Source organism: Rhizobium sp. NZLR1b, from assembly GCF_019685155.1.
Classification (GTDB): Bacteria; Pseudomonadota; Alphaproteobacteria; order Rhizobiales; family Rhizobiaceae; genus Rhizobium.
The window spans coordinates 308,771-335,050 of record NZ_JABDWC010000003.1 but is presented as its reverse complement, the minus strand read 5'-3'; the positions used below and the strand labels follow the sequence as shown (position 1 = coordinate 335,050).

29 protein-coding genes are annotated in these 26,280 nt (G+C 61.2%); 9 read left to right on the top strand and 20 right to left on the bottom strand.

All coding sequences use genetic code 11. The annotated features are described in order from the left end of the window. Positions 1-12 precede the first annotated feature (12 nt). The 9 genes from HJB84_RS06085 to sdhC all read right to left on the bottom strand — a co-directional run bounded on the left by HJB84_RS06085 (position 13) and on the right by sdhC (position 8,436). Positions 13-504: a DUF1579 family protein gene (locus HJB84_RS06085; RefSeq protein ID WP_207582098.1), complete on the bottom strand. Its 492-nt coding sequence runs from the start codon at positions 502-504 to the stop codon at positions 13-15. Between the two features lie 8 nt (positions 505-512). After that, positions 513-1,706: an ADP-forming succinate--CoA ligase subunit beta gene (gene sucC / locus HJB84_RS06080; protein WP_207582099.1), complete on the bottom strand. Its 1,194-nt coding sequence runs from the start codon at positions 1,704-1,706 to the stop codon at positions 513-515. 35 nt (positions 1,707-1,741) lie between these two features. Then, the gene (gene mdh / locus HJB84_RS06075) at positions 1,742-2,704 is read right to left on the bottom strand and encodes a malate dehydrogenase (RefSeq protein ID WP_207582100.1); all 963 of its coding nucleotides are present in this window, start codon (positions 2,702-2,704) and stop codon (positions 1,742-1,744) included. 178 nt (positions 2,705-2,882) lie between these two features. Continuing rightward, positions 2,883-4,046, bottom strand: coding sequence for a cell division protein ZapE (gene zapE / locus HJB84_RS06070; RefSeq protein WP_221115491.1), 1,164 nt, complete (start codon positions 4,044-4,046; stop codon positions 2,883-2,885). An 81-nt stretch (positions 4,047-4,127) separates the two neighbouring features. After that, the gene (locus HJB84_RS06065) at positions 4,128-4,640 is read right to left on the bottom strand and encodes a protease inhibitor Inh/omp19 family protein (protein ID WP_221115490.1); all 513 of its coding nucleotides are present in this window, start codon (positions 4,638-4,640) and stop codon (positions 4,128-4,130) included. A gap of 362 nt (positions 4,641-5,002) precedes the next feature. After that, positions 5,003-5,782 carry a succinate dehydrogenase iron-sulfur subunit gene (locus HJB84_RS06060; protein WP_007632536.1) on the bottom strand — a complete coding sequence of 260 codons (780 nt, stop codon included), beginning with the start codon at positions 5,780-5,782 and terminating at the stop codon, positions 5,003-5,005. Positions 5,783-5,800: 18 nt separating this feature from the next. Next, complete coding sequence (sdhA, locus tag HJB84_RS06055) at positions 5,801-7,642, bottom strand: succinate dehydrogenase flavoprotein subunit (protein ID WP_221115489.1); 1,842 nt, start codon at positions 7,640-7,642, stop codon at positions 5,801-5,803. A 7-nt stretch (positions 7,643-7,649) separates the two neighbouring features. Beyond that, entirely contained in the window at positions 7,650-8,030 is a 381-nt protein-coding gene (gene sdhD / locus HJB84_RS06050) for a succinate dehydrogenase, hydrophobic membrane anchor protein (RefSeq protein ID WP_007632532.1), read from the bottom strand. A gap of 10 nt (positions 8,031-8,040) precedes the next feature. After that, the gene (sdhC, locus tag HJB84_RS06045; RefSeq protein ID WP_221115488.1) at positions 8,041-8,436 is read right to left on the bottom strand and encodes a succinate dehydrogenase, cytochrome b556 subunit; all 396 of its coding nucleotides are present in this window, start codon (positions 8,434-8,436) and stop codon (positions 8,041-8,043) included. Positions 8,437-8,748: 312 nt separating this feature from the next. Between sdhC and HJB84_RS06040 the strand changes: the two genes are divergently transcribed. Then, positions 8,749-9,225 carry a hypothetical protein gene (locus HJB84_RS06040; protein ID WP_221115487.1) on the top strand — a complete coding sequence of 159 codons (477 nt, stop codon included), beginning with the start codon at positions 8,749-8,751 and terminating at the stop codon, positions 9,223-9,225. A 24-nt stretch (positions 9,226-9,249) separates the two neighbouring features. Here the strand turns inward: HJB84_RS06040 and HJB84_RS06035 are convergent, their stop codons facing one another. From HJB84_RS06035 to HJB84_RS06010, 6 genes are all read right to left on the bottom strand, one after another. Further along, positions 9,250-9,603, bottom strand: coding sequence for a RidA family protein (locus HJB84_RS06035; RefSeq protein ID WP_207584395.1), 354 nt, complete (start codon positions 9,601-9,603; stop codon positions 9,250-9,252). Positions 9,604-9,911: 308 nt separating this feature from the next. Further along, positions 9,912-10,781 (bottom strand): LysR substrate-binding domain-containing protein, encoded by an 870-nt coding sequence (locus tag HJB84_RS06030; protein ID WP_207582106.1) that lies wholly within the window; start codon positions 10,779-10,781, stop codon positions 9,912-9,914. A gap of 131 nt (positions 10,782-10,912) precedes the next feature. Continuing rightward, on the bottom strand, positions 10,913-11,980 hold the full coding sequence (locus HJB84_RS06025; RefSeq protein WP_207582107.1) for an ABC transporter ATP-binding protein: 1,068 nt from the start codon (positions 11,978-11,980) through the stop codon (positions 10,913-10,915). A gap of 10 nt (positions 11,981-11,990) precedes the next feature. After that, the gene (locus HJB84_RS06020) at positions 11,991-12,830 is read right to left on the bottom strand and encodes an ABC transporter permease (RefSeq protein ID WP_221115486.1); all 840 of its coding nucleotides are present in this window, start codon (positions 12,828-12,830) and stop codon (positions 11,991-11,993) included. Next, on the bottom strand, positions 12,827-13,711 hold the full coding sequence (locus HJB84_RS06015; protein ID WP_221115485.1) for an ABC transporter permease: 885 nt from the start codon (positions 13,709-13,711) through the stop codon (positions 12,827-12,829). Before HJB84_RS06015 ends, HJB84_RS06020 begins: the two co-directional genes overlap by 4 nt. Before the next feature lie 93 nt (positions 13,712-13,804). Then, the gene (locus tag HJB84_RS06010) at positions 13,805-14,881 is read right to left on the bottom strand and encodes an extracellular solute-binding protein (RefSeq protein WP_207582110.1); all 1,077 of its coding nucleotides are present in this window, start codon (positions 14,879-14,881) and stop codon (positions 13,805-13,807) included. A gap of 261 nt (positions 14,882-15,142) precedes the next feature. Between HJB84_RS06010 and speB the strand changes: the two genes are divergently transcribed. From speB to HJB84_RS05985, 5 genes are all read left to right on the top strand, one after another. After that, a complete protein-coding gene (gene speB / locus HJB84_RS06005; protein ID WP_207582111.1) occupies positions 15,143-16,204 on the top strand; it encodes an agmatinase in 1,062 nt (353 codons plus the stop codon). Between the two features lie 84 nt (positions 16,205-16,288). Further along, positions 16,289-17,086, top strand: coding sequence for a transporter substrate-binding domain-containing protein (locus HJB84_RS06000; RefSeq protein ID WP_221115484.1), 798 nt, complete (start codon positions 16,289-16,291; stop codon positions 17,084-17,086). 144 nt (positions 17,087-17,230) lie between these two features. Further along, positions 17,231-17,899, top strand: coding sequence for an amino acid ABC transporter permease (locus HJB84_RS05995; RefSeq protein WP_221115483.1), 669 nt, complete (start codon positions 17,231-17,233; stop codon positions 17,897-17,899). Next, positions 17,896-18,543, top strand: a complete 648-nt coding sequence (locus tag HJB84_RS05990) for an amino acid ABC transporter permease (protein WP_207582114.1) — start codon at positions 17,896-17,898, stop codon at positions 18,541-18,543. The genes HJB84_RS05995 and HJB84_RS05990 overlap by 4 nt, the downstream gene beginning before the upstream one ends. 168 nt (positions 18,544-18,711) lie before the next feature. Continuing rightward, positions 18,712-19,683 carry an ornithine cyclodeaminase family protein gene (locus tag HJB84_RS05985; RefSeq protein WP_207582115.1) on the top strand — a complete coding sequence of 324 codons (972 nt, stop codon included), beginning with the start codon at positions 18,712-18,714 and terminating at the stop codon, positions 19,681-19,683. Positions 19,684-19,736: 53 nt separating this feature from the next. Here HJB84_RS05985 and HJB84_RS05980 read toward each other — a convergent pair whose 3' ends face one another. From HJB84_RS05980 to tsaD, 5 genes are read right to left on the bottom strand one after another with little or no spacing between them, the layout of a single operon-like run. Then, the gene (locus HJB84_RS05980; protein ID WP_221115482.1) at positions 19,737-20,384 is read right to left on the bottom strand and encodes a methyltransferase; all 648 of its coding nucleotides are present in this window, start codon (positions 20,382-20,384) and stop codon (positions 19,737-19,739) included. After that, on the bottom strand, positions 20,381-20,812 hold the full coding sequence (locus HJB84_RS05975; protein ID WP_221115481.1) for an EVE domain-containing protein: 432 nt from the start codon (positions 20,810-20,812) through the stop codon (positions 20,381-20,383). Before HJB84_RS05975 ends, HJB84_RS05980 begins: the two co-directional genes overlap by 4 nt. Before the next feature lie 2 nt (positions 20,813-20,814). After that, on the bottom strand, positions 20,815-21,108 hold the full coding sequence (locus tag HJB84_RS05970; RefSeq protein ID WP_221115480.1) for a YciI-like protein: 294 nt from the start codon (positions 21,106-21,108) through the stop codon (positions 20,815-20,817). Positions 21,109-21,117: 9 nt separating this feature from the next. Next, the gene (locus HJB84_RS05965) at positions 21,118-22,101 is read right to left on the bottom strand and encodes an NAD(P)H-dependent glycerol-3-phosphate dehydrogenase (RefSeq protein WP_221115479.1); all 984 of its coding nucleotides are present in this window, start codon (positions 22,099-22,101) and stop codon (positions 21,118-21,120) included. Continuing rightward, positions 22,098-23,219, bottom strand: coding sequence for a tRNA (adenosine(37)-N6)-threonylcarbamoyltransferase complex transferase subunit TsaD (gene tsaD / locus HJB84_RS05960; protein ID WP_221115478.1), 1,122 nt, complete (start codon positions 23,217-23,219; stop codon positions 22,098-22,100). The genes HJB84_RS05965 and tsaD overlap by 4 nt, the downstream gene beginning before the upstream one ends. A gap of 72 nt (positions 23,220-23,291) precedes the next feature. Between tsaD and hemC the strand changes: the two genes are divergently transcribed. The 3 genes from hemC (at position 23,292) to HJB84_RS05945 (ending at position 26,276) form a co-directional block, all read left to right on the top strand. Then, positions 23,292-24,221: a hydroxymethylbilane synthase gene (gene hemC / locus HJB84_RS05955; protein ID WP_221115477.1), complete on the top strand. Its 930-nt coding sequence runs from the start codon at positions 23,292-23,294 to the stop codon at positions 24,219-24,221. A 7-nt stretch (positions 24,222-24,228) separates the two neighbouring features. Next, positions 24,229-24,936, top strand: a complete 708-nt coding sequence (locus tag HJB84_RS05950; RefSeq protein ID WP_221115476.1) for a uroporphyrinogen-III synthase — start codon at positions 24,229-24,231, stop codon at positions 24,934-24,936. Between the two features lie 68 nt (positions 24,937-25,004). Further along, a complete protein-coding gene (locus HJB84_RS05945; RefSeq protein ID WP_221115475.1) occupies positions 25,005-26,276 on the top strand; it encodes a COG4223 family protein in 1,272 nt (423 codons plus the stop codon). Positions 26,277-26,280 lie beyond the last annotated feature (4 nt).

Genomic DNA, 26,280 nt, shown 5'->3' with positions numbered 1-26,280 from the left:
CGAGGCCTTTGTCTAGGAGAGGTTGGAAGACGTGGGGGACGAGCGACGATAGATGCCGCTGACGACCTCCTGCCAAGTATCGCTGCCTGCAGGCGAAAAGCTGACGCCCATCCGGTAGCAGTCTTCATTTTCAAATGTGAATGCGGTGCGCTGTCTGCCGCGCGGCGAAGCCTTCATCAGCACGAGTTCCTTGCCGTTCCATTCGCCGGAAGCTGGCGACGGTGGCGCGAAGCCCGCGCTGTCGAACTGGTAGAGCTTGTAGGTCTGGTCCGAAGCATCGAAGCCGAAAACATTTCGGGCCTCGAACGAAACAGCCCCATCGCGCGATTGGCGATAGCGCTGCTCGAGGAAGAACCCGCCGAACAGCGCCTCGCCGGAAAGTTTAGCACTGGCCTTACCTTCAGTCGTCCACGCCGACCCTGCGACGCGCTCCTCCCCTTCCCATACGCCGGCAAAGGCATTGAGACGGATATGAGCAGCAGATGGCGTGGACTGGAAGGTCATGATCGCTCTCAGCCGTTGATCGCCGCGACGATCTTCTTGGCTGCATCGTCCAAGTCGTCAGCCGCTGTGATCGCGAGACCCGACTCGTTCAGGATCTTCTTGCCGAGCTCGACATTGGTGCCTTCAAGGCGCACGACGAGCGGAACCTTGAGGCCGACTTCCTTGACCGCGGCAATGACGCCCTCGGCAATGACATCGCACTTCATGATGCCGCCGAAGATGTTGACGAGAATGCCTTCGACCTTGGGGTCTGCGGTGATGATCTTGAAAGCCGCAGCAACCTTCTCCTTGCCGGCGCCGCCGCCGACGTCACAGAAGTTAGCCGGCTCCTTGCCGTAGAGCTTGATGATATCCATCGTCGCCATGGCAAGACCTGCGCCGTTGACCATGCAGCCGATGTTGCCGTCGAGCGCCACATAGGCGAGGTCCCACTTGGAAGCCTCGATTTCCTTGGCGTCTTCTTCAGTCTCGTCACGCAGCGTCTTGACGTCGTCGTGACGGAAAAGCGCATTGCCGTCGAAGGACATCTTCGCGTCGAGAACGCGCAGGCGGCCATCCTTCATGACGATCAGCGGATTGACTTCGAGCAGCGCCATGTCCTTCTCATTGAAGGCCTTGTAGAGCGCCGGGAAGAGCGACTTCGCATCTTCGGCGGCAGCGCCGTCGAGCGCGAGCGCCTTGGAGATCGCGGCAACGTCGGCAGCCGTCACGCCGGCTTCCGGATCGATGGCGATCGTGTGGATTTTCTCCGGCGTGTCATGGGCGACGGCTTCGATGTCCATGCCGCCTTCGGTCGATACCACGAAAGCCACGCGGCCGACCGAGCGGTCGACAAGGATCGAGCAATAGAGTTCGCGGGCGATGTCGGCGCCATCTTCGATGTAGAGGCGGTTGACCTGCTTGCCGGCTTCGCCAGTCTGCGCCGTTACTAGCGTGTTGCCGAGCATATCCTTGGCATGGGCGATCACTTCGTCGATCGACTTGGCGAGACGCACGCCGCCCTTGGCTTCCGGGCCCAGTTCCTTGAACTTGCCCTTGCCGCGGCCGCCGGCATGGATCTGGCTCTTGACCACGTAAAGCGGGCCGGGGAGCGCCTTGGCGGCAGCTTCGGCTTCCTCTACCTTGAGAATAGCCACACCCTCGGCAACCGGCGCGCCATAGCCCTTCAGCAGAGCCTTGGCCTGATATTCATGAATGTTCATGGGTTTATCCCTGTTTGATGACTTCAGCGCGTCGACTACTTGAGGGCAGGCGCGATGTTGATGCAGGCTTCGCAGAGACCGGCAACGGCACCGACGGATTTGTCGAAGGCTTCCCTCTCGGTCTTGTTGAGGTCGATCTCGATGATGCGCTCGACGCCACCGGCGCCGATGACGGTGGGAACGCCGACATACATGTCCTTGACGCCGTACTGGCCGGTCAGCTGGGCAGCGCAGGGCAGAACGCGCTTCTTGTCCTTGAGGTAGGATTCGGCCATCTCGATCGCCGAGGCGGCCGGCGCATAGTAGGCCGAGCCGGTCTTCAGCAGGCCGACGATTTCGGCGCCGCCGTCACGGGTGCGCTGGATGATCTCTTCGAGGCGTTCCTTGGTGACCCAACCCATGGTGACGAGGTCGGTGAGCGGAATGCCGCCGACCGTCGAGTAGCGGGCAAGCGGCACCATCGTGTCGCCGTGGCCGCCGAGCACGAAAGCGGTGACGTCCTGGACGGACACGTTGAATTCCTTGGCGAGGAAAAGACGGAAACGCGACGAGTCGAGAACGCCGGCCATGCCGACGACCTTGTTGGCCGGAAGGCCGGAGAACTTCTGCAGCGCCCAGACCATGGCGTCGAGCGGGTTGGTGATGCAGATTACGAAAGCGTTCGGCGCATATTTCTTGATGCCGGCGCCTACCTGCTCCATGACCTTGAGGTTGATGCCGAGAAGATCGTCGCGGCTCATGCCCGGCTTGCGGGCGACACCGGCGGTGACAATGCAGACATCGGCGCCTTCGATCGCGGAATAGTCGCTGGCGCCCGTCAGGTTGACGTCGAAGCCTTCGACCGGAGAGGACTGTGCGATGTCGAGACCCTTGCCCTGGGGAATGCCGTCCGCGATGTCGAAGAGGACGATGTCGCCCAGTTCCTTCAGGCCGGCGAGGTGTGCCAGCGTGCCACCAATCATGCCAGAACCAATGAGTGCGATCTTGTTACGCGCCATTTCGCTGTTTCCTTTGCGATCAAATTCGTCGAGCGATGCGCAGCAAGGCACAGCCCAATGACGCAATCGCATAGACCCAAAGCCCAAAAATGGCAACTCATTAATTTTGATGTAGCAATTTCAATCGTTTAGATACTAAAATTCTTACGTAAACGTAAGATATCATGTCACCGGATTGTTACTCGGCGGCGCGCTTTTCATGGTGCAGTGCGAGATATTCAGCGCTGCGCATCTCGAACAGGCGCGATGCGGTGCGGTCGAATTCAAAGCCCTCGGTGCCCCGGCGATGCACCAGAAGTTCCTCCGGCATCGCCGCTGCGGAAATGTAGAGCCGCACGGCATGATCGTAGAACGTATCGACCAGAATGATGAAGCGTTTGATCTGGTTCCGCTTTTCCGGCCCGAGCAAGGGAATGTGATCGACGAAGACCATATCGTAACGCTCGGCGATCGCCAGGAAGTCGACCGCCCCGAGCGGCTTGTCGCAAAGATCGGCGAAGGAGAACCTCGCCATACGGTCGACGGCGAGCGGCACATGGATGTGTCGGCCTTTCATCGGAATGTCCAGCGGTTGCGCCTTGCGCCCATGCAGCGCCTGCGTCCAGGACGCATCCATCGCCATGTCGTTATGATCGTTGATCGGCACCAGATAGACCGGCTGGCTGCTCAGCTTCTCCATGCGGTAGTCGGTCGGCGAACCCAGGGTGACGACATCGACATGCTGCTTGAGAAGGGCGACGAAGGGCAGGAAGAGGCCGCGATTGAGACCATCCGTGTAGAGGTTGTCGGGCTCGACGTTCGACGTCGCGACCAGCACGCATCCGCGCGCGAAAAGCTCGGAGAATAGCCGCGACAGGATCATCGCATCGGCGATATCGGTGACGGTGAATTCGTCGAAGCAGAGCAGTTCCGCTTCCTCGTAGAGGGCTGCGGCGACCGGCGGCATCGGATCGGCCTGCTTCGTCTCGCCGTTCTTCAGCTTCAGCCGGTGCGCCGCGATCCGATTGTGCACATCCGCCATGAATTCGTGGAAATGCGCCCGGCGTTTCTTCCTGCACGGCGCCATCGAGAAGAACATGTCCATCAGCATGGTCTTGCCGCGGCCGACGCTGCCGTGGATGTAAAGCCCCTTGATGCCGTCGGCGGATTTCTTCTTGGCGGCAAACATCCAGCCAAGTGCGCTCGATTTTGCCGCTGGCCGCCGCTGCTTCAGCCCGGCCAGCACCCGATCCAAGCTCTTTGCCACGTCCATCTGGGCGGAGTCGACCTGCAGCGCGCCCGATGCGGTCAGGGCTTTAAGCTGTTCGCAGACGCTGAGCGCATAATCGGGCATTGGCTGCATGAGGGCATATCCGCCTGTCAGACATCGGCGGAGGCCCGCCGGTGGTTTACCGCGCCGGTTCGTCTACCGCGCCGATTCGTTTTACCGGCTGAGACTGATCTGCTGGCCCGTGCTGGTCTGTCCCTGGAAGCGGTTGTCAGCCGTCTTGTAGACGCTGCCGAGCTGATTGCCTGAACGGTCCTTGAGCAGCACCTGCTTGCCGGCAACCTCCCAGGAGCCCATCGCCGTCAACTCGCCGACGCAGCCGCGCGTACCGCCGCGCGAACCGCTGCCGAGATTGGTCAGCGTCAAGAACATGTCGCAGCTGCCATTGACGCGCCAGCTTCCGACCATCGATTCCTTGGTGACATCAAGCGCATTTGCGGCCATTGCGCCGGGCTGCGCGCCCGGCATCGGCGCCGTCGTCGCCGGCGCAGCTGGAAACTGCGAACTGTTGACCGGCGGAAGCTGCCCACCCTGCACCGAGGGAATCGGCTGCGCCGTCAGCGGCGCCGGCCCGGCATTCGAGCCGGAGTTGTAATCATATGCCGTACGCTGACAACCGGCTAGCGCGAGAGTAACCACCAGACCTGTCATCGCATATCGCAACTGCATCATCATACTCCTGAATTCGGCTAGCGCCGCAGAGAAACGGGCGTGAGACAAGTCCGATTACCGTAATTCGCTTTGGTTAATCAAGTCGAGCCGCATAAATTGCCCGTGACAACAACTAACCAAAAAACGATACAGTTCAACTGTCCCGCTGCAAAACTTCCTGCACATAGAATTTGTCAGCAAGGTGTTGGGCGCGCTGATCTCTGTCCGGATCCCTGTCGAACTCCCGCAATATCTCGGAATAACGCTCGCACCGGTACCAATACGGATACCCTGTGCGCGCACCAAGGCGAGCCACGACCTGATCTTCGTGACGGCTTCGAGATCTAAGGCGTCTCATCCGCCAACGGCATGCATGCTGGTCAGACCCGGCGCTCGACCATCATCTTCTTGATTTCGGCGATCGCCTTGGCCGGGTTGAGACCCTTTGGGCAGGTCTGCGCACAATTCATGATCGTGTGGCAGCGATAAAGCCGGAACGGGTCCTCGAGATTGTCGAGACGTTCGCCGGTCGCCTCGTCTCTGGAGTCGATCAGCCAGCGATAGGCCTGCAGCAGAACGGCCGGACCGAGATAGCGGTCGCCGTTCCACCAGTAGCTCGGACAGGAGGTCGAGCAGCAGGCACAGAGGATGCATTCATAGAGACCGTCGAGCTTCTGACGGTCCTCGTGGCTCTGCTTCCATTCCTTGGCTGGCGCCGGCGACACCGTCTTCAGCCACGGCTCGATCGAACGATGCTGGGCATAGAAGTTGGTAAGGTCAGGCACCAGATCCTTGACGACGGGCAAATGCGGCAGCGGATAGATCTTCACCGAGCCCTTGATATCGTCGAGGCCCTTGGTGCAGGCGAGCGTGTTGGTGCCGTCGATATTCATCGCGCAGGATCCGCAGATGCCCTCGCGACAGGAGCGGCGCAAGGTCAGCGTCGGATCGATCTTGTTCTTGATGTAAAGCAGGCCATCGAGCACCATCGGCCCGCAATCGTCGACATCGATGTAGAAAGTGTCGATCGACGGGTTCTGGCCGTCATCCGGGCTCCAGCGGTAGACGCGGAATTCGCGGGTGTTTTTGGCACCGGCCGGCTTCGGCCAGACCTTGCCTTCGCGCATCTGAGAATTCTTGGGGAGAGCGAGTTCAACCATGTCCGGTTCCTCTTGAGATCAGTACACGCGAGCCTTCGGCTCGATCTTGTGCGGATCGATGCCTTCGGCGATAAGCTCGGTGTGAACCGGCCGGTAGTCGAGTTTCACGGCGCCTGCCTCGTTCACCCAGGCAAGCGTGTGCTTGCGCCAGTTGACGTCGTCGCGGCCGGCGAATGCACCCTCGGTATAGTCCTCGCGCGCATGCGAACCGCGGCTCTCCTTGCGGGCCTCGGCGCCGTAGATCGTCGTGATGGCGTTGGCCATCAGGTTCTGCAGCTCCAGCGTCTCGACCAGATCCGAATTCCAGATCATCGAGCGGTCGGTGACCTTGATATCGCGCATTTCCTGCCAGATCGCAGAGATGCGCCGGCAACCGGATTCCAGCGATTCCTGCGTACGGAACACCGCCGCGTCTTCCTGCATGGCGCGCTGCATCTTCTCGCGCAGTTCCGCCGTCGGCGTGCCGCCGCTGGCGTGACGCAGGCCGTCGAAGCGGTCGATGATCTTGTCGCAGGCGGCGACATTGAGATGGGGGATCGGCGCTGCGCGATCAATCACCTCGCCGGCGCGGATCGCAGCGGCGCGGCCGAAGACCACGAGGTCGATCAGCGAGTTGGAGCCGAGGCGGTTGGCGCCGTGCACCGAGGCGCAGCCGGCTTCACCGACCGCCATCAGCCCGGGGATGATCCGTTCCGGATTGGCACTGTCGGCGTTCAACACTTCGCCCCAATAGTTCGTGGGAATGCCGCCCATATTGTAGTGAACGGTCGGCAGAACCGGGATCGGCTCGCGCGTGACGTCGACGCCCGCAAAGATCTTGGCGCTCTCGGAAATACCCGGCAGCCGTTCGTGCAGCACGGCCGGATCGAGATGGTCGAGATGCAGGAAGATGTGGTCCTTGTTCTTGCCGACACCGCGGCCGTCGCGGATTTCCAACGTCATGCAGCGCGAAACGACGTCGCGCGAGGCGAGGTCCTTGGCCGACGGCGCATAGCGCTCCATGAAGCGCTCGCCCTCGGAGTTGACGAGATAGCCGCCTTCGCCGCGCGCACCTTCGGTGATCAGACAGCCCGAACCGTAGATGCCGGTCGGGTGGAACTGGACGAATTCCATGTCCTGCAGCGGCAGGCCGGCACGCGCCACCATGCCACCGCCGTCGCCGGTGCAGGTATGGGCAGAGGTTGCCGAGAAATAGGCGCGGCCGTAGCCGCCGGTCGCCAGCACCACCATCTTGGCGGCGAAACGATGGATCGTGCCGTCATCGAGGCACCAGGCGACGACGCCGGTGCAGCGGCTGCCGTCTTCCGACATGATCACGTCGAGCGCGAAATACTCGATGAAGAATTCGGCGTTGTTGCGCAGCGACTGACCGTAGAGCGTATGCAGGATCGCGTGGCCGGTACGGTCGGCAACGGCGCAGGTGCGCTGCACCGGCGGGCCTTCGCCGTAATTCTGCATGTGGCCGCCGAACGGGCGCTGATAGATCTTGCCTTCCTCGTTGCGCGAGAACGGCACGCCGTAATGCTCGAGCTCATAGACCGCCTTCGGCGCTTCCATGGTCAGATATTGCATGGCGTCGACGTCGCCGAGCCAGTCGGAACCCTTGACGGTGTCATAGAGGTGCCACTGCCAGCTATCGGGCGTCATGTTGCGCAGCGAGGCGGCGATGCCGCCCTGGGCGGCGACCGTATGCGAGCGGGTCGGGAATACCTTGGTGATGCAGGCCGTGCGGAACCCCTGCTCGGCCATGCCGAGCGTGGCGCGCAGCCCGGCGCCGCCGGCGCCGACGACGATCACGTCGTAGGAGTGATCGATATATTTGTAGGCCTTGCCGTTCTGGGCGGGTGAGGTCGGTGCCATATCGAGCTTATCCTACGAATGCGATTTTCAGAATGGCGAACAGACAGAGGCCGGCGATCACGATCGCAAAGAACGTGTTCAGCATCAGCAGCGCGATCTTGCCGAACTCGCCATGCACGTAATCCTCGATGATGACCTGCATGCCGAGCTTCATATGGATAACGCCGGAGATCACCATTAGCCCCATGATGACCGCGACGAAAGGGTTCGAAAGTGCACGAACCACGTCAGCATAGGGCGCGCCGGCATAGGTGAGCAGGAAGATGAGGAAAAACAGGATCAGCGGAACATTGGCGACGGCCGTCAGTCGCTGGCGCCAGAAATGGTCCGTGCCGTCCTTGGCGGAGCCGAGCCCGCGAACCTTGCCGAGGGGGGTGCGCATATCCATGAGAGGACCTTCAGAAGCGAATGAGGAAGCCGATCACCCAGACCAGCACGGTCAGACAGAGCGACCCGATGATGTTGGCGATGGCGAGCTTGGTCGAGAATTCTTTCCCGAAGCCGTAGCCGAGATCCCACATGAAGTGGCGGAAACCGCCGAGCATGTGGTGCAGCAGCGCCCAAGTATAGCCGAGCAGCACGAGCTTGCCGACAAGGCTGCCGAGCACCCAGTTGGCCCAGTCATAGGAACCCTGGCCGCTTGCCGCTGCGATCAGCCACCAGGCGACCAGCAGCGTGCCGACATAGAGCGCGCCACCGGTAATGCGGTGGACGATAGACATGACCATGGTGGGAATAGGTTTGTAAATTTGCAGATGCGGCGATAGGGGCCGGTTATTTGTCACGTTCGCCATCAGAACCTCGCGGCGGCTTTCTGCGCTCCCGGATTTCGGAGCATGCTCAGTCAACCACACGAATGACAAATTCTCTGTGTGCGTTGCATCAATTGCGACGTTTAATCACCAGGAACGCCGACGACAAGCACAATCGCTGTCGGCTTTTAATTTAATCGATTCGCGTCACCTGGAAGTTTGCAGGCTAAAGAAACTGGTCTTTTCCGCTCAATATTTGTGCCGATTCTGCAGCCTGAATGGACAAGCTTCGGCTTTTGGCGCAATCTGGCGTTAACGATTTGTTAACGATCGGAATTCCGGAGGCCAGCATCCATGTTTCGCAACCTGTCCGCAGTCACCCTGCTTGCCCTGTCTGCGCTTGCCGCATTCCCGGCCGCGGCCGGCGACCGGCATAACGATCATCGCTTTCCCGGCCATCGTCACGCTTTCCACGGCGGATTGTTTCTCGGCGATCGCGGTATCCGTTTCGATCATGCTTATGGCCGTCGGGCCGGCAGAGACAGGATGCCGTTCCTGAAGCAGTTTTCATCGGCGGCGACCAATCGCGTCGGGCGCAGCAATTTCGTCATCGGCTCACCCGAGCCCCTGGGTTATGACGGCGGCGACACCTATGCCGGCTCTTCCTATGTCTATCAGGCTGATGGCGGAACCTATGTCGGCGGCGACGGCTATGGTTTCTATCCCACAGCACGGCCTGAGCAACTGGCACCGAAGGCGAAGGTTATCGATATTGCAGTGCAGGACGATCCCTGCGCCTATGAGGCCAATGTCTGCGTCATCCGACCTTAAAGCATGATGACGAACGCGGGCGGCTCAAATTTGCCCGGCCTCACTCTTTCGCGACGCGGCTATGTCAATACGTATGGCGCACATCGGCGGGAGATTCTTGTCCTCAAACGTTGCCCGCCGTGGCGTTCCGCTATCCGGCATCCAAGCATCCCAGGCTCTGTTCATTTCCTCGAATGAGGCAAGGTCCCTGAGCCAAATGTTGGCGAGAATGATCTCTGACTTGTCGGTACCTTCGCGTAGCAGCATGTCATTGATGCGCTCCAATATTTCGTTGGTTTGCGCCGTCACGCTCGCTCCCCTCGTGAGGTTTGCGACCTGGCCGGGCAGATAGGCGGCATTTGCGAGGAGAGTTTCGTCAACTTTGGCTTGCCCCATTATCGTATTCGCAGACTTCCATGAATGCTTGAGATTAGGCCGTCGACCCTTCCGATCACTGTGGGGCTTCGCTCGCCATTCCGGTAGAGGGATTTAAATTGACCCGATATAATGGAAGCTGAACGCTCCTAGAGCCTTTCCAGATTGAATCATTCTGTTGGCTGAAGCGATGCGTCTGGTGGGCCGGGCATCTCTAGCCTGGATCAGAGGCGAACGGCTCGGACGTACCAAGGGGTATGCCCCCCGCCAATCGCCTCTGCCCTGACGAAAACCTGCTCCGGCAGAATGCTTCAATCTGACCAGGAAAGGCTCTAGCTGGACAATATGGCCGTATGCCGCGAAATGAAGTCCACAAGGTAGCGCGCGCCTTCGGCCGTCTCGGACTGAGCATACAGACCGATCTCGATGCGCACCGGACCGGGCAGATCCGCCGATCGGTCAAGTGTCCGGCAGCCCTCCGGTTTTGTCGTGAGCATCATTGGCGCGATACCAATACCGACGCGAACCGCGGTCGCCATGGCCACGAGCGTCGATGCGACGCATGCCGTCTTCCACTTGATGTTCCGCTGGGACAGAGCCGCAAGCGTCGGAAGCGTCCAGGGACACTCCTCCTCGAACATAATGATGGGAAGCGGTTTTTCCGCGTCCGCCACAAAGTCGGATCTGACCGTCCACATCAAATATTCGGTCCAGATCAGGTTCGGTTTTCGTGAGAGGCAGGTGATGTCGCAAACCACCAGATCCAGCTTCCTGTCTTCAAACAGGCTGGCGAGGCGGCGATTCGGCTCGACAATGATGTCGATCTCGACCTTCGGGTTCTGGGCTCTGAAGTCACTAAGAATGTCGATCAGGTGGCCAGCTGCGAAGTCCTCAACGACGCCGAGGCGAATGCGGTCCTCGATCATCCTGCCTGTCAGCCTTTTCTCGACCTCGTCGCTGAGGGCGACCATTTCGCGGGCATAAGCCAGCATGATCTGCCCATGGCTCGTGAGCTCGAGGCCTTTTGACGAACGCGAAAACAGCGTAACACCAACAAGCTCCTCCAGCTTGCGGATCTGCATGCTTACGGCCGCCTGCGTTCTATTCAGCTTGACGGCAGCTCCATTGACGGTGCCGATCTCCGCGACGGTCAGAAATGCACGAAGCAGATAGGAATCAAGATCAAGCATCAGAAGCCGCATTCCATAGTTTGGGGCGCTCGAGTGCTGAGGGCCTCTCTGCCTATAAGCGGATATTGGACGAACCATGTTCTTCCGGCAACTGGCGATCCTTAGCCGGGGCGCAGTGCAAGCTGCGCCCCGTCAATAACAGTTTATCGCGCGAAGAGAACGCATGCCTCGGGGAGAATGGAAACGCTGATCGCCTGCCCTCGCGCGAAGGCTATGTCTGGACGGTTCGGGCAAGCCGAGATTATGCGGTCGCCACTGACGAGGTCCAGAACGATATGCCTGAAGGCACCGAGTGTCACAACGTCGGCAATGCGTCCGGGCATGGCCGCCCCGGCACCCGGAACACCGGATGATATCTCGACGTTTTCCGGCCTCACGCAAATCTCGGCGGCACCTGAAAGGCTTCCGGCGGACGCGACCGGAAACTCCCAGCCGGATTCGGAACGAAACTTGCGAGCCGTTCCGCCTGCGGCCGAAATCGAGCCACGAATCCAATTCGTCCGCCCCATGAAATCCGCGACGAAACGCGAGTCTGGACGCCAATACACATCATCCGGCCTGCCGGATTGCATGATTGCTCCATGGTTCATCACGAATATGCGCTCTCCCAGGCTCATCGCCTCCTCCTGGTCGTGGGTTACCACGATCGCGGTCGAGCCGACCGCGGCGAGCACATCTTTCAATTCGGTGCGCAGCTCATGGCGAAGTTTGGCGTCGAGGGCCGACAGGGGTTCATCCAGAAGAACAAGGCTTGGATGGGTGGCGAGCGCCCGCGCAAGCGCAACACGCTGCTGCTGGCCGCCGCTCAACTGGTGCGGCCGCCGCTGTCCGAAACCGACGAGTCGGACGAGCTCGAGCATCTCGGCAATGCGGCGAGGTATTTGCCCCGGCGGGTGGTTGCGATGGCGAAGTCCATAGCCGATGTTCTGTTCGACGGTCATATGCGGGAAAAGAGCGTAGTGCTGGAACAGCAGCCCGACATTGCGCTCATAGGGTTTCAATCCGGCCATCGGCTCGCCGTCGATCAAGATCGAGCCTTTGTCGGGGCGCTCGAACCCGGCAATGAGCCGAAGAATGGTGGTCTTGCCGCAACCGCTCGGTCCAAGCAGTGCGATTGTTTCACCTGGGTTCACCGAGAAGGAGACATTACCGAGGGCGACCGTTTCGCCGAAGCGCTTGCTGACCCCTTGAAATTCCACGGCAGAAATCATCGTATTGTCCTCATGAACGAAACAAACCCTGGCCGACGACAGTGTCGAAGCCGACGACACGGTCCAGCACAACGATCAGCAACGCGGTGACGGCAATCAGGGCCACGGCCGCCGCAGCGATCGTCAGATCGAAAGCCGCGCGCATGTTGCTGACCAGCGTAACAGGCAAGGTCGTTGCGGACGGATCGCTCAGAAAGAGACTGATCGATACGTCATCTATAGAAATTGCGAAGGCGAAGATCGCACCGGTGACAACGCCCGTCCGCATGAGCGGCAGGGTAATGGTCCAGAAGGCCTGGCGCTCGGTGGCGCCGAGAACCATTGCGGCTTCCGTCAATCGTTGGTCGCTGCCGAGAAGGCTGGCGAGACTGGTCCTTATGCAATAGGGCAACGTCACGATCACGTGGCCGAGAAGCAGGCGCGCCATACCATTTGTAATACCGGCCTTGGAAAGGAAAAGCAGGAGGCCGAATCCAATGACGACCGGCGGAACGATGAGTGGCGAGAGAAAGGCCGAAGTCAGCGCTGCCTTTCCTGGAAAATTGCCCCGGGCAAGGCCGACAGCCGCCGCAGTTCCGACCGTGACGGACAGAACCGTCGTGAGTACCGCCAAAATGAGGCTGGTGCGTAGGCTGGTAAGGATATCCGCCTGGGAGACGAGCCGTTCGAACCAGTGAAGCGACAAGGCAGGTGGCGGCAGTGGACCGAGGTAGGTCCTGGCGTCGAAAGCCATGAGGCATGTTATCGCCAACGGGATGGCGAGGAACGCCAATCCAAGGCCGATGACACCGTAGGCGAGGGAAACGGCGATCCGGTCTCCGGTTCGCGCTGCAAGAGACTGTCTGCTCATCGGGAAACCTTCCAGGCCTGCGCAAACGTTATGACAGCGACGACCGCCAAGGCTGCGGCAAGCATGACGAGCGAGATCGCCGCGCCGCTCGGATAGTTGGCGATATCGCTGAACCGGGTGTAGATGACGTTCGATATGAAAAGCACCCGGCCCCTCCCGAGCACCATGGGAATGACGAAGGCGCTGATCGCGAAAGTCAGCGAGACAAGCGTGCTTGAGATCAGAGCCGGGAAACTCAGGGGAAGTGTGATCGACAGATGGGCTTTCCATCCCGGCGCGCCGAGCGACTGGGCTGCATCGAGCAGACGCGGATCGATCGATTGCATCGCGCCAATCAGCGTGAGCGTTGCGACCGGTATAATCGAGTGAACCAGACCCGCAGTAACGACGATATTAATATATTCGCGGCTGTTGGGCGAAAAGCCAAGTGTCAGGAGGAGGGGTCGGAAGATGCTGACCGACCCGAAGGTCAGTTCGATCGCGTATGTCTTGATCAGGACGCTGGATAGAACAAGCGTAATCAAAAAGCCGAGGGTGAGCGCGCGCATCCGCGGGGAAATGCGCCGCACGATAAAGTAGGCCAGCGGGAATGCCACAAGCTGACCGATGATCGCGGCAACTCCACCGATCCAGAAGGTCGTCATCAGGACACTCGCAAACGCCTGGTTTGCAAGCTCGTAATAGTTTTGGACCGTTGCCGCGGCATTTTCAACGGAGCCGACGCGCCCCGGCGTAAACTCCTTCAAGCTTTCGATTGCCAGATTGATTAACGGTGACAGAAAACCGAATGCGAACACCAGGAGGGCTGGCCCGAGCGTCAGTGCCGCATCTCGGCGATCAGGAATAGAAATGGCAACGGGTTGCCGCTTTGCTTTGGTCATGGTGGAACAGCCTTTTCCTCGCCCTTACGGGCCACGAGAAAGGGAGGTTATCGAAGCCCGCGTCGCGCCTTCGATAACCTGCCGCGAGGTGCCTTAGAGCAACGGGGCGATGTCCTGTTCCCAGCGTTTGGACCAGGCATCCTGCTGTTCGAGAACGACATTGTAGTCCGGCACATAGACGAAGCTCGAAAACTCGTCCGACGTGAAGGACAGATGCTTGAGATTGTCGGGCGTGAGCGCCTTGCTGTTCAACGGCGCTTCGCCCGCCACCTTGGCGTAGAGCGAATTCATGTCCGGGCTGATTGCGAAGTTGACGAAATCGAGCGTTGCCTTGGTGTTCGATCTATTCTTCAGTACGCCGAAACCGCTCTGGTAGAGGAAGGCCCTGAAGTTGGTGTCCTTGGTGAAACGAGTAACCGGGAAGTTCTTCGCCACGGCCGCCCAGCCGGGCTCAGCAAAGAAGCCGACGGAGGTCTCGCCCGACGTCAGCGAATTTGTGAAATCGATATCGGTGATGGCGACGCGGCCGATATTGCCGGATTTCGCCAATTCCTTCATGAGCTTCCACCCGGGTTCCATATTCGTTTCACTGCCGCCAGCGTGAAGGGCGAGCGCGACAATCTGGAGCATCATGCTCTGTGTCGGGCCCGGCCAGCAGATCGCGCCCTTAAGATCGGGGCTGAGCAGATCATCGATGGTCTTCACAGCGATCGGAGCCGTGTCGGTTCGGGATCCAAAATACATGCCGCCAACTGCGCGTGGGACCGCTTTGATATTGCCCTTGCCATCACGAATGATGATTTTCTCGGGAATATTCGCAAGGTTGGGAACATCGGCAGGATTGATGGTCTCGAGCCAATCTTCCTTCACCATACTGTTGAATGAGCCTTCCCAGCCGGCGACATAGTCGTAGTCGACATTCGGCCAGACGGCCTTGATCTTTGGCAGGATCGCGCCCGCGCCGCCCTGATGAAGAACCCAGTTGAACGTCGCCGCATTCTGGTCGGCGGCGATCTGCTTCATGGCTTCGACGACATCGCCGCCCCATTCAACGGCGGTGAGATTGCCGCTGCCGGCTGCGGCGGATCTCGCAAACCCGGTCATCGTGCCGGCAATCCCCGCGGCAGCGGCGGATCCGAGGAAACGGCGGCGTGTCATATCGTGCAACATGGTAGGTCCCCTTTGTTGTCGGCCCTCTGCTGGACCGTTCGCATCGGAGACTGCTTGGAGGTTGCCAACCGCGGTAGTGGGAAAATTCTCGCCGGGTTATAAAGTTTTCTGAATATCCCGATGAACGCACTACCCGCATCGCGGAGCCTTGGCGGATCCGAGCTATCAAGAATCGTTATATCCCCTCTCGAATTTTCGCGGTTCCAAGAGAAGCGGGTGGCGCCGATGATGATGGCAGCATCAATACCGCGGGAGCCTGCCTTGACCATTGACCGAGATTTTCTGGAAGACTTGAGAAAGCGCTTCGGCAGCGCTGCAGGCGGTGAGATGGAAGATCCGCACTTCCGCGCCGTGGCGGCGAGCGTATTCAAGGACGGCGACAGCCGCAAATGGCCCTTCGCCGATCCTGCGACCTTTCTGGACGCCCGTTTCATCGAGAACGGCTTGCAGCCCGAGGTCCTTGAGGCGCTTGACATAGCTCTGATCGGCGTGCCGATGGATCTCGGCGTCACCAATCGCGCCGGCGCGCGGCTGGGGCCGCGGGCCGTCCGGGCGATCGAGCGTGTGGGCCCCTACGAGCATGTTCTGCGAGTCGCGCCAATGGGAGGGCTAACAGTCGCCGATGTCGGCGACGTGCCGATGCGCAGCCGGTTCGACCTGGCCGAGTGCCATGCCGACATCGAGGCCTGCTACCGGATGATCGCGGCAACCGGGGTTATCCCGCTGTCGGTCGGCGGCGACCATTCGATCTCCGGCGCCATTCTCAAGGGCCTGGCGGCCAGCCAGCCGGTAGGCATGATCCACATCGACGCTCATTGCGACACCGCTGGTCCCTATGAGGGCTCTAAGTTCCACCACGGCGCGCCCTTCCGCGAGGCGGTTCTGGCGGGCGTGCTCGATCCGAAGCGTACGATCCAGATCGGCATCCGCGGCGGCGGCGAATATCTCTGGGAGTTCTCCTTTGCCTCCGGCATGACCGTCATCCACGCGGAAGAGGTGGCGGAGATGGGCCTCAAGGCTGTGGTCGCAAAGGCTCTCGAGGTTGTCGGCGCTGGTCCAACCTATCTCAGTTTCGACGTGGACAGCCTCGATCCGGCCTTCGCTCCGGGAACTGGCACGCCAGAAGTCGGCGGGCTTCAGCCGAGGGAGGTTCTGAGCCTACTGCGTGGCTTCAAAGGCATCAACCTCATCGGCGGCGACGTCGTGGAAATCGCGCCGCAATACGACAACACCACCAACACCGCGCAGATCGCCGCGCAGGTCCTGTTCGAACTCCTATGCCTCGCGATGTTCAGTCCCGCTGTCAGGACAAAGGTGACCTGAGAATCAACTCCACAACGGCAGCGTGCCTCGTGCCCGCTGCCATCCATCACCTGCCGCACAACACGTCTCAAAAAGGGGAACGACATGACTGCTCTTATGAAATTGCGCTACACCGCCACCGCGGCAATTGCCGTGTTCGGCATCCTTGCAGGGGCCGCGCAGGCCGACGAACTTGCCGATATCAAAGCCGCAGGCGAGATTAACATCGGCATCTTCTCCGATTTCCCGCCCTTCTCTTCGGCAAGCGCCGATATGAGCATCAAGGGCTATGACGTCGACGTCGCCCAGAAGATCGCCGACGGCCTCGGCGTGAAACTCAATCTCGTGAGCGTTACTGGCCAGAACAGGATCGCCTACCTGAACGACGATCGCGTCGACCTGCTGATGAGCGTCGGCTATTCGAAGGAGCGTGCCGAGGTTGTCGATTTTGCCGCCCCGTACGCCCCCTACTATATCGCCGTCATCGGTCCGGCTGCGCTGAAGGTGAGCGGCAAGGAAGACCTTGTCGACAAGACCGTTGCCGTCAATCGTGGGACGCTCGAAGACACGTCGCTGACGGCCGCCGCCCCTAGCTCGGCTGCGATCCAGCGTTTCGAGAACTACAATTCGGTCATCCAGGCCTTCATATCCGGCCAGACCCAGTTGATGGTCGTCGGCAATGATGTCGGTGCGCAGGTTCTGGCACGACAGGACGAGCTGAAGCCGGAGCAGAAGTTCCAGCTCCTTAGCTCCCCCTCGCACATCGCGCTCCGCAAGGGCGAGGAAGGCCTGAAAAAGGCTGTCAATGACAGCGTCGCCGCAATGATCTCCGATGGTTCTCTCGACGCAAGCTCGAAGAGCTGGCTGAAAGCGCCGCTCAACCCTGAAAACCTGAAGGACTGACGAGGACGGCCTCCCACTCGCCAGAGCGTGATGCCGAAAGCTGTAAGCGATTCCGGTGGAGTCATGCTCCAATTCTTTGATTGAGAGGCGGATCGAGATTTCGGGCCGACCCGGCCCAGATCATCCGGCTCCAAAGGACAAACGATGAGATACAGCCTCGATTTCAATTGGCTTTGGGACGGAATGGGAGCTTTGGCTTATGGCGCAGGCACGACGCTTGCACTGACGGCCTCCACATCGGTCCTAGGGATCGTTCTCAGCATTCTCGGCGCGGCCGCGCGCCGGGGACCTTATCCATGGTTGCGCAAGGTCGTCGGCCTGTATGTGGAAGTCATGCGTAATACGCCATTCCTGGTGCAGCTGTTCTTCATCTTCTTTGGCTTGCCCAGCCTCGGCATTCGCCTCGATCCGATCTCTGCCGCAGTTCTTGCCATGACCCTCAATATGGCGGCCTACACGATCGAGGTGGTCGGGGCCGGGCTCGATGCCATACCGAGAGGCCAGAAGGAGGCTGCGCAGGCACTCGGCCTGAGGCCCCGGCTGGTGTTCTTCAAAATCATCATGCCGCAAGCGATTGCCATCATTTTCCCGGCGTTGACGAGCCAGATCATCATCATGATGCTGGAATCGGCGGTGGTTTCGCAAATATCAGTCCGCGAGCTGGCGCAGGAGGCCGATCTGCTTCAGTCGCGCACTTTCCGTTCCTTCGAGACCTATCTGGTGGCGACGTTGATCTACCTTTCGATGTCCGCCGCACTTCGCCGGCTCCTTTTCGCCGGGAAACGCCGTTTTCTGGGAGCCGGTCTGGCATGATTGAGTTCACCTTCTGGGACATTCTGCGCAATCTTGTCTTCGCGACACGCTGGACCCTGCTGCTTTCGCTCGCAGCCTTTGCCGGCGGCGCCATCGTTGGATTGGCGATCCTGTCTGCACGGATATCGAAAACGCGCTGGTCGCGCAGCTTCGCGTCCGGCTACATTGCCCTGTTTCAGGGAACGCCGCTCCTCATGCAGCTCTTTTTGATGTTTTTCGGCCTGCCGATGGTCGGCTTCCGGATCGAGTCATGGACCGCCGCCGTCTGCGGCCTGACGTTCTATGCTAGCGCTTATCTTGCGGAAATCTGGCGGAGCGGCGTCGAGGCGGTGCCGCGCGGGCAATGGGACGCCGCAGCCAGCCTGGGCTTGCATCGTCTCCTCGAACTTCGCCTTGTCATCCTGCCGCAGGCTTTCCGGATCACGCGCGCGCCGACTGTCGGGTTCTTGGTCCAGTTGATCAAGAGCACCGCACTGGCCTCGATCCTCGGCTTCGAAGAACTGCTGAAAACCGCGAACGCCATCAACAACGCGACCTTCGAACCTTTCAAGGTCTACGGTCTCGTCGCGTTGATCTTCTTCGCCCTGTGCTATCCGCTTACGCAATACGCCAGAATTCTGGAGAAGAAAGCTGCGTTTGGCTGAGCGGTGCCGAGTTGCTCCGCATTCCGATCGCAACGGAGTGTCCAAAGAGCCGATCCCGGTTGAAAAGATAGCGCGCCGCGAGCAGCGACGCGGCTCAGGCGCTGCTCTCGTTCAGTCACACAGAACTCGCTTTATCCAGCAGTCAAAACTTACTGAGAGATCGCTTCAATGACCGACACACAAATCCGTCTTCTCGATGCCCAGACAACCGGCGAGTTCCTACCATTCGGCGCGCTGGTCGCGACCCTGCGGCAAGCATTTGCCGAAGGCTGTGTTGTGCCGGTACGGCATCACCACACGATAGCCAATAGCGGCGAGCCGGATGCGACGCTGCTTCTGATGCCGGCCTGGCATGAAACGCACCGGTCGGAGCGCTACCTTGGCATCAAGATCGTTACCGTCTTTCCCGGCAACACGGTACGCGGCATTCCCGGTTTGACCTCGACTTACATGCTCTATGATGGCCGGACCGGGATGCAGCTTGCGCTACTTGACGGAAACACGATCACCACGCGCCGCACGGTAGCGGCATCGGCCCTTGCTGCGGACTATCTTGCCCGACAGGACGCACGCCGTCTGCTGGTGATCGGCGCAGGTCGCGTCGCGAGCCTCATACCCGATGCCTACCGCGCCGTCCGGCCGATCGCGCATGTCGATATCTGGGATATCGATCCCGCCAGTGCGGAACGGCTGGTGCAGAGCCTCCGGCAAAAGGGGCTCCAGGCCACTGCCGTTACGAATCTGGAAACCGCGGCGCGGCAAGCCGATATCGTCAGCGCAGCGACGCTGGCGACGGCACCGCTTATCCGGGGCGAATGGCTACGGCCGGGCACCCATGTCGATCTGATCGGCGGCTTCACCCCGGCGATGCGCGAGGCCGATGACGAGGCGCTTCGGCGCTCATCGGTCTATATCGACACTCACGAAGCCCTTCACGAAGCAGGCGATCTGGTTCAGCCGATGAGGGCCGGCGTCATTTCTACGGATGCGGTGCGTGCGACACTTGACGAGCTGTGTCGTCGGGATAGTCCAGCGCGGGCGTCCAACGATGAAATCACTCTCTACAAGGCAGTCGGAACGGCGTTGGCTGATCTTGCCGCCGCGACGATGGTGTATGAAGCCGCTTTGATCGCCGGCTGACGTCTTTTTGTCCGGGCGATCGCGAATGATCGAATCCTGAATGTCGATCCGACTTAGGAAACGAAGCGCCACACCGTCGTCTTCTTGATTTCGCTGTCCTCCAGCGCCCGCGTCACAGGCACCTCATAGGCTGCGCAGAATTCCAGCCGATCCCGAGGCAGGTAGCTGCGTCCGGGATCGCCGACCAGCACCGGCTTTCCCTGGTCCGCCAGCTTCGCGAACCAGGGAACGAGTGCATCGGCAAAAGCGCCGTCGTAGAAGACATCGCCGGCAAGCACGATATCCGCCTCGACGGCCTGCCCGATCAGATCGGCGCCGCTAAAGCCGAGCGAAACTTCATTAGCCCCGCCATTCAGCCGGACTGCCGCCTCCGCCCAGGGATCGATATCATTGGCGGTGACCTCCCGGGCACCGGCCATAGCAGCCGCTATGCCGACAAGACCGGAACCGCTGGCGAAATCCAGCACCCGTTTGCCGCGCACCACCTCCGGATGATCGAGAATGTAGCGCGCCAGTCCTTGGCCGCCCGCCCAGGCAAAAGCCCAAAAGGGCGGCGGCAGGCCGATCGCTTCCAGTTCCTCCTCCGTCTTTAACCAGAGCTCATGCGCCTCGCACGCCAGATGGAGTGAAATCTCCGGCACGTGCGGCGGCGCCATCGGGCTGGTATTGGCGCGGATGAAGGCTTCCGGATCGGTCTTCAACGCGGCGGATTGTCCAGTCCGCCCATGCGGCAGACTTCGAGATATTCCTCTTCCGTCACCGGCTGCACCGAAAGCCGCATCGAGGTGACGAGCGCCATCATGGCGAGCTTCTCGCTCGCCTTGACATCCCTCAGCGTCACCGGCTTCGGCATGTCCATGACGGCGCGAATGTGGACGCAATCCCACTTCGGGTCGCCCTTGGCGGTGGAATCGGGCTGCGACAGCGCTGAGACTTCGACAATGCCAACGACTTCAAGCCCGTCATTGGAATGGTAGAAAAAGCCCTTGTCGCCGATCTGCATCGCCCGCATGTTGTTGCGCGCCAGATAGTTGCGAACGCCCGTCCATTCCGTGCCCTTTTCGCCGGCAGCCTTCTGTTGCTCCCACGACCAGGAGGCGGGTTCGGATTTGTAGAGCCAGTGCGCCATGCTCACGCCTCCGGTTTGTTGAAGACCCAGTTGTAGGCCTTGACGTCGACACTTTCGAACAGTCCGGCCTTGGCATAAGGATCGGCATCGGCAAGCGCCCGCGCTGCCTCTTTCGTCTCAGCGTCGACGATGATCAGGCTGCCGCAGGCCTTGCCCTCGTCATCGAGAAATGGACCGGCGATCTTCAGCGTTCCCTCGGCGTTCAGCCCGTTCAGATACTCGACATGTATCGAACGCGTCTCCATGCGCACGTTCAAATGTCCCGGCTTGTCCTTGCAAAGAAGGGCGAAAAGCATGTCTGTCTCCTATTCGGTGGTGATCGGACGCGTCATCAGTTGCTCTATCGCCTCTGATATATTGAGCCTGCCGTCGATGATGGCGGAAACGGCGTCTGTAATCGGCATGCTGACCGCAAGCTCTGCGGCAAGCCGCGAGGCGACGGAGGCGGCAAGCGCACCTTCTACCAGCGCGCCCTGCAGCGGATCGGCCTTTTCGCCGCGCCCGAGCGCTATGCCGAAGCGCAGGTTGCGCGATTGATGGCTCGTTGCCGTCAGCACCAGATCGCCAAGGCCGGAAAGCCCGCGCACCGTATCGGCCTGGCCGCCCTTGGCGACGACGAAACGCGACATTTCCGCAAGCCCGCGCGCAATCAGCGCCGCACGCGCGGAATCGCCGATGCCGCCGCCTTCGACGATGCCGCAGGCAATTGCCAGCACATTCTTCAACGCGCCGCCGAGCTGCACGCCGACGCGGTCGCTGGAGGCATAGAGCCGGAAGGTCCGGCCGGAAATCGCCTGTGCGAGCCGTTCGGCGACCTCCATATCCTCAGCCGCAATCGCCATCGCCGTCGGCAGGCCCTTGGCGATATCGGCGGCAAAACCCGGACCGGAAAGCACGGCGACGGAATGGTCCGGCAATTCCCGTTCCAGCATGTCGGTCAGAAGATTGCCGGTTGCCCGCTCGATACCCTTGGCGCAGGTGACGACAACGGCATCCTTGGAAAGATAGGGGCCGTATTGCCGCGCCGCATCGGCCTGCGCCTGCGACGGCATCGCAAAAAGCACGATGGAGGCGTCGGCAATCGCCTCCGCCTCGGCGGCAAATTTCAGCGTATCGGGCAGGAGAATACCGGGCAGCACCGCATCATGCAGCCGTTCTGCCTTCAGATCGGCCATCAGCGACGGATTACGCCCGACGAGCGTCACCGCGCTACGGCCGGCAAGGGCGATGACGGTGGCGAGCGCCGTGCCGAAAGCCCCAGATCCGACGACGGCGATGTTTTCGCTCATGCCTTGGCCCCTCTCTTGCCGAAACCGATCAGCGTTTGCGCATGGGAATCGAGCGGCCAGCGTGAACGCGGCTGGACGTCGAGCGCATCCGGCGCGGCTCCGGTCGCCATCCGCTCCAGTCCTGCCCAGGCAATCATCACCGCATTGTCGGTGCAGAGGTGCAGCGGCGGCGCGATGAAGCGGAAGCCGTTCTTGTCGCATAGCGCCTGCAGCGTGCCGCGCAGTTCGAGATTGGCAGCGACACCGCCGGCAACGACCAGTGCCGGCTTCTCGCCAGTCGCTGGGCCAGTCGCTGGGAATGCCGCCGCAAATTCCGTCTTGAACCGCTGCAGGCCGCGGCCGATGCGGTCCTTCAGCGTGCGCGAGATCGCCTTCTGAAACGACGCGCAGATATCCGCCACATCCTGATCGCTGAGCGGCGCGATATCCTGCGCCGCCTGCCGCACCGCCGTCTTCAGCCCGGAGAAGGAGAAATCGAGCCGTGCCTCGCCGACCAGTGGTCGCGGAAAAGCGAAGCGATCGGCATTGCCGTTCCGCGCCATCCGTTCCACCGCCGGGCCGCCGGGATACGGCAAGCCGAGCAGCTTTGCCGTCTTGTCGAAGGCCTCGCCGAGCGCATCGTCGATCGTCGTGCCCCAGCGCTCATACTCTCCGACGCCGCGCACCAGGATGAGCTGGGTATGGCCGCCGGAGACGAGCAGCATCAGATAGGGAAAGGAGAGCCCGTCCGTCAGCCGCGCCGTCAGCGCATGACCTTCGAGATGGTTGACCGCATAAAGCGGCTTGCCGGCTGCCCTGGCGATTGCCTTGCCGGTCATCAACCCCACAAGCAGCCCGCCGATCAGCCCAGGTCCCGACGTCGCGGCAATGGCGTCGATATCGGCCAGCGACACATTGGCGCGCTTCAGCGCTTCCTCGATAAGCTCGTCCAGTGCCTCGACATGGGCACGCGCGGCGATTTCCGGCACCACGCCGCCATAAGCGCTATGCTCGTCGAGCTGGGAAAGCACGACATCCGACAGCACGTTGGAATGCCCTTCCGCATCGCGCTCGACGACGGCGGCGGCGGTCTCGTCGCAGCTCGTTTCGATGCCAAGGATGCGCAGAAAGGGAACCATGAAGCCTGTTCGTTGATTGCGATGGGATGGAAACCCGTTTACGAGAACTCCGGTAACAACGGAATAGAGCGGATGCAAACAAAACCTTTCCGGATCGGCACGCGGGGCAGCCCGCTGGCGCTTGCCCAGGCGCATGAGGCCCGCGACAGGCTGATGGCGGCGCATCATCTACCCGAGGACATGTTCGAGATCGTCGTGCTGACAACCAAGGGCGACCGCATCACCGACCGCTCGCTGGCCGAGATCGGCGGCAAGGGCCTCTTCACCGAGGAAATTGAGCAGAAGCTCGTTGCCGGCGAGCTGGATTTTGCCGTGCACTCCGCCAAGGATATTGCGACGAAGCTACCCGAGGGGCTTTATCTCTCCGCCTATCTGCCGCGCGAAGATATCCGCGACGCCGTCATCGGCCGCACCGCGCGCAAACTGATCGACCTGCCGCATGGCGCCACCGTCGGTTCGTCGTCGCTGCGCCGCCAGGCGCTGATCCGCCGCATGCGGCCGGATATCAATGTCATCACCTTCCGCGGCCTAGTGGAAACGCGCCTGCGCAAGCTCGAAGAGGGTCAGGTCGATGCGACCCTGCTGGCGCTTGCCGGCCTGAAGCGCCTTGGCAAGGTCGAGGTGCTGACCGATATCCTCGATCCCGACACCTTCCCGCCGGCGCCGGCGCAGGGAGCGATCTGCATCGAAAGCCGCATCGGTGATACCAGGATCGACGATCTGCTGGCACCGGTCAACGACGCGCCGACCTTCGATACCGTCTCCTGCGAACGTGCCTTTCTCGCCGCTCTCGACGGCTCGTGCCGCACGCCGATCGGCGGTTATGCGGTCTGCGAAGGCGACCTGATCCGCTTCTCCGGCCTTATCATCACGCCTGACGGCCGCAGCCAGCATGCGGTGACCACCGACGGCCACCGCCGCGATGCGGCAGCCCTCGGCACCCGCGCCGGCCAGGACGTGCGCGCAAGGGCCGGCAGCGCCTTTTTCGACGATTGGCACTGACGCGGCCATGCGCGTGCTCGTCACCCGCCCCGCGCATTCGGCGACGAAAACCGCACAACGTCTGCGCGATATGGGCCACGAGCCGCTGCTGCTGCCGCTGCGTCGGCCCCTGCACGACAGCGCGGCAGCCGCGGCCGCGTTGGCTAGAACCAGCGGCGCAATCGCAGTGACCAGCGCCGAAGCTATCAGGGTCGTTGCCGCTCTCGAAGAGCAGCTTCGTCCGCATCTTGCCCGCCCGCTTTTCGCCGTCGGCGAGACGACGGCGGAAGAAGCGCGCAAGCTCGGCTTCCGATCGGTCGCTTCATCCAAGGGCAACGGCCGCGATCTCGCCGATCTCGTCGCGGCGCGGGAAGCGGACGAATTGCTCTATCTTGCCGGCTTGCCGCGCGCCGAAACTTTCGAAGCAGGATTGCGCCAACGCGGCATCCGCTTTTCCGTCGCCGAATGTTATCGCATGCAGCCGGTCGCCCCCGGCCCGGCAGAGATCGGAGCGATTTTCTCAGGCCGGAGGCCGGAGGTCATACTCTTCTATTCCCGGCAGACGGCCGAGGATTTCTTTCGCGTGCCGGAACTGCGATCGGCTCTGCCGGAGGACAGCGGAATCCGCCTTATCTGCCTCAGCGAAGCGGTGGCGGAAGCGATTCCCGCGGCTCTGAGAAAAAGCGTAATGATTTCGCCAATGACGGATGAGAAAAGCCTTTTGTCGCTGCTTTGAATGCTTTAGCCGCCCAAATTTGATCTAACCTCTTCCCTTAACTGGCATCACTGTCTAGTTTCGTTGCAATGCAGGATAAAGAGGACCTCATGGTATCGGGAAACCCGCCACGCCATTCGAAGAGCGCCGACGAGCCGGTCACGATCGACCTCGATGCACAGGAATTCGCCTCCGCAGCCGATACCGAAAAACCGGTGGACCATGAAACCGGCGATGCCGACAGCACCGCCGCCGCCGATGTCGGCCCGCCGCCCGAAACCGACACTGAGTCGCATGCCGAATATGAAGAGAAACCGGCGATGGATGCGCCGGAGGAGGAACCGGTAGCCCCGGAACCTTCCTTCACGCCTGCCGAACAGCCAGCGCCGAAGAGCGCCGCCACCTCCGGTCTCATTGCCGCCGGCATCGTCGGCGGCCTCGTGGCGCTGCTTGGCGCCGGCGCCATCCAATATGCCGGTTACCTCCCGGGCGGCTCTTCCGCGCCGCAGACGACCTCGCCGCAGACTGCCGATCTTTCCGGCGAGATCGACGGACTGAAACAGGCCGTCGCCAACCTTGCCGCCAATCCGGCGAGCACGGATGATGGTGCGCTTGAGCAGCGCGTCGCCGCGCTGGAAACGGCGGCGAAGGCCCCGGTAGCCGCCGCACCGGCCTATTCGGCAAATGTCGAGGCACTCAACCAGAAGATTGCGGAACTGACCGGTCAGGTCGACCAGTTGCGCGCCACACTTTCCCAATCTTCCGAGCAGCAGACGACGAGTGGCGCCGATATCGCCAAGCGCCTCGAAGAGGCAGAAAAGAAGCTGAACGCGCCGCGCGAGGATGTCGCCGTTGCCCGGGCGATCGCGGCTGTCGCCCTCAAGGCGGCGATCGATCGCGGTGGGCCGTTCCTGGCCGAACTCGACACCTTCGCCGGTGTCGCACCTGACGATCCCGCGGTCGCTGACCTGCGCGCCTTTGCCGAGACCGGCATTCCCTCGCGCGCCGAACTCGTGCGCCAGGTTCCAGATGTCGCCACCGCGATTGTCGACGCCGTCAACCAGCCGGATCCGAACGAGAGCTGGTCGGACCGGTTGATGTCGAGCGCCAAATCGCTTGTCAGCGTCCGTCCCGTCGGCAATATCCAGGGCGAAAGCGTCGAAGCCATCGCCGCCCGCTTGGAGGATAAGGTGAAGAGTGGCGATCTGCCGGGCGCTTCTGCCGAATGGAATAATCTGCCGGCTCCCGGCAAACAGGCTTCCACCGCCTTCAAGCAATCTCTCGACGCGCGTATCCGCGTCGAGGAACTGGTCGGTGGGGCGCTGTCGAAAGCGGCTTCCGGCACCGGCAAGGAGGGATGAGACC

Coding starts and splice junctions, on each gene's coding strand:
- HJB84_RS06085 (WP_207582098.1), bottom strand. CDS start 504: ATGACCTTCCAGTCCACGCCATCTGCTGCTCATATCCGTCTCAATGCC.
- sucC (WP_207582099.1), bottom strand. CDS start 1,706: ATGAACATTCATGAATATCAGGCCAAGGCTCTGCTGAAGGGCTATGGC.
- mdh (WP_207582100.1), bottom strand. CDS start 2,704: ATGGCGCGTAACAAGATCGCACTCATTGGTTCTGGCATGATTGGTGGC.
- zapE (WP_221115491.1), bottom strand. CDS start 4,046: ATGCAGCCAATGCCCGATTATGCGCTCAGCGTCTGCGAACAGCTTAAA.
- HJB84_RS06065 (WP_221115490.1), bottom strand. CDS start 4,640: ATGCAGTTGCGATATGCGATGACAGGTCTGGTGGTTACTCTCGCGCTA.
- HJB84_RS06060 (WP_007632536.1), bottom strand. CDS start 5,782: ATGGTTGAACTCGCTCTCCCCAAGAATTCTCAGATGCGCGAAGGCAAG.
- sdhA (WP_221115489.1), bottom strand. CDS start 7,642: ATGGCACCGACCTCACCCGCCCAGAACGGCAAGGCCTACAAATATATC.
- sdhD (WP_007632532.1), bottom strand. CDS start 8,030: ATGGATATGCGCACCCCCCTCGGCAAGGTTCGCGGGCTCGGCTCCGCC.
- sdhC (WP_221115488.1), bottom strand. CDS start 8,436: ATGGCGAACGTGACAAATAACCGGCCCCTATCGCCGCATCTGCAAATT.
- HJB84_RS06040 (WP_221115487.1), top strand. CDS start 8,749: ATGTTTCGCAACCTGTCCGCAGTCACCCTGCTTGCCCTGTCTGCGCTT.
- HJB84_RS06030 (WP_207582106.1), bottom strand. CDS start 10,781: ATGCGGCTTCTGATGCTTGATCTTGATTCCTATCTGCTTCGTGCATTT.
- HJB84_RS06025 (WP_207582107.1), bottom strand. CDS start 11,980: ATGATTTCTGCCGTGGAATTTCAAGGGGTCAGCAAGCGCTTCGGCGAA.
- HJB84_RS06020 (WP_221115486.1), bottom strand. CDS start 12,830: ATGAGCAGACAGTCTCTTGCAGCGCGAACCGGAGACCGGATCGCCGTT.
- HJB84_RS06015 (WP_221115485.1), bottom strand. CDS start 13,711: ATGACCAAAGCAAAGCGGCAACCCGTTGCCATTTCTATTCCTGATCGC.
- HJB84_RS06010 (WP_207582110.1), bottom strand. CDS start 14,881: ATGTTGCACGATATGACACGCCGCCGTTTCCTCGGATCCGCCGCTGCC.
- HJB84_RS06000 (WP_221115484.1), top strand. CDS start 16,289: ATGACTGCTCTTATGAAATTGCGCTACACCGCCACCGCGGCAATTGCC.
- HJB84_RS05995 (WP_221115483.1), top strand. CDS start 17,231: ATGAGATACAGCCTCGATTTCAATTGGCTTTGGGACGGAATGGGAGCT.
- HJB84_RS05990 (WP_207582114.1), top strand. CDS start 17,896: ATGATTGAGTTCACCTTCTGGGACATTCTGCGCAATCTTGTCTTCGCG.
- HJB84_RS05985 (WP_207582115.1), top strand. CDS start 18,712: ATGACCGACACACAAATCCGTCTTCTCGATGCCCAGACAACCGGCGAG.
- HJB84_RS05975 (WP_221115481.1), bottom strand. CDS start 20,812: ATGGCGCACTGGCTCTACAAATCCGAACCCGCCTCCTGGTCGTGGGAG.
- HJB84_RS05970 (WP_221115480.1), bottom strand. CDS start 21,108: ATGCTTTTCGCCCTTCTTTGCAAGGACAAGCCGGGACATTTGAACGTG.
- HJB84_RS05965 (WP_221115479.1), bottom strand. CDS start 22,101: ATGAGCGAAAACATCGCCGTCGTCGGATCTGGGGCTTTCGGCACGGCG.
- tsaD (WP_221115478.1), bottom strand. CDS start 23,219: ATGGTTCCCTTTCTGCGCATCCTTGGCATCGAAACGAGCTGCGACGAG.
- hemC (WP_221115477.1), top strand. CDS start 23,292: ATGCAAACAAAACCTTTCCGGATCGGCACGCGGGGCAGCCCGCTGGCG.
- HJB84_RS05950 (WP_221115476.1), top strand. CDS start 24,229: ATGCGCGTGCTCGTCACCCGCCCCGCGCATTCGGCGACGAAAACCGCA.
- HJB84_RS05945 (WP_221115475.1), top strand. CDS start 25,005: ATGCAGGATAAAGAGGACCTCATGGTATCGGGAAACCCGCCACGCCAT.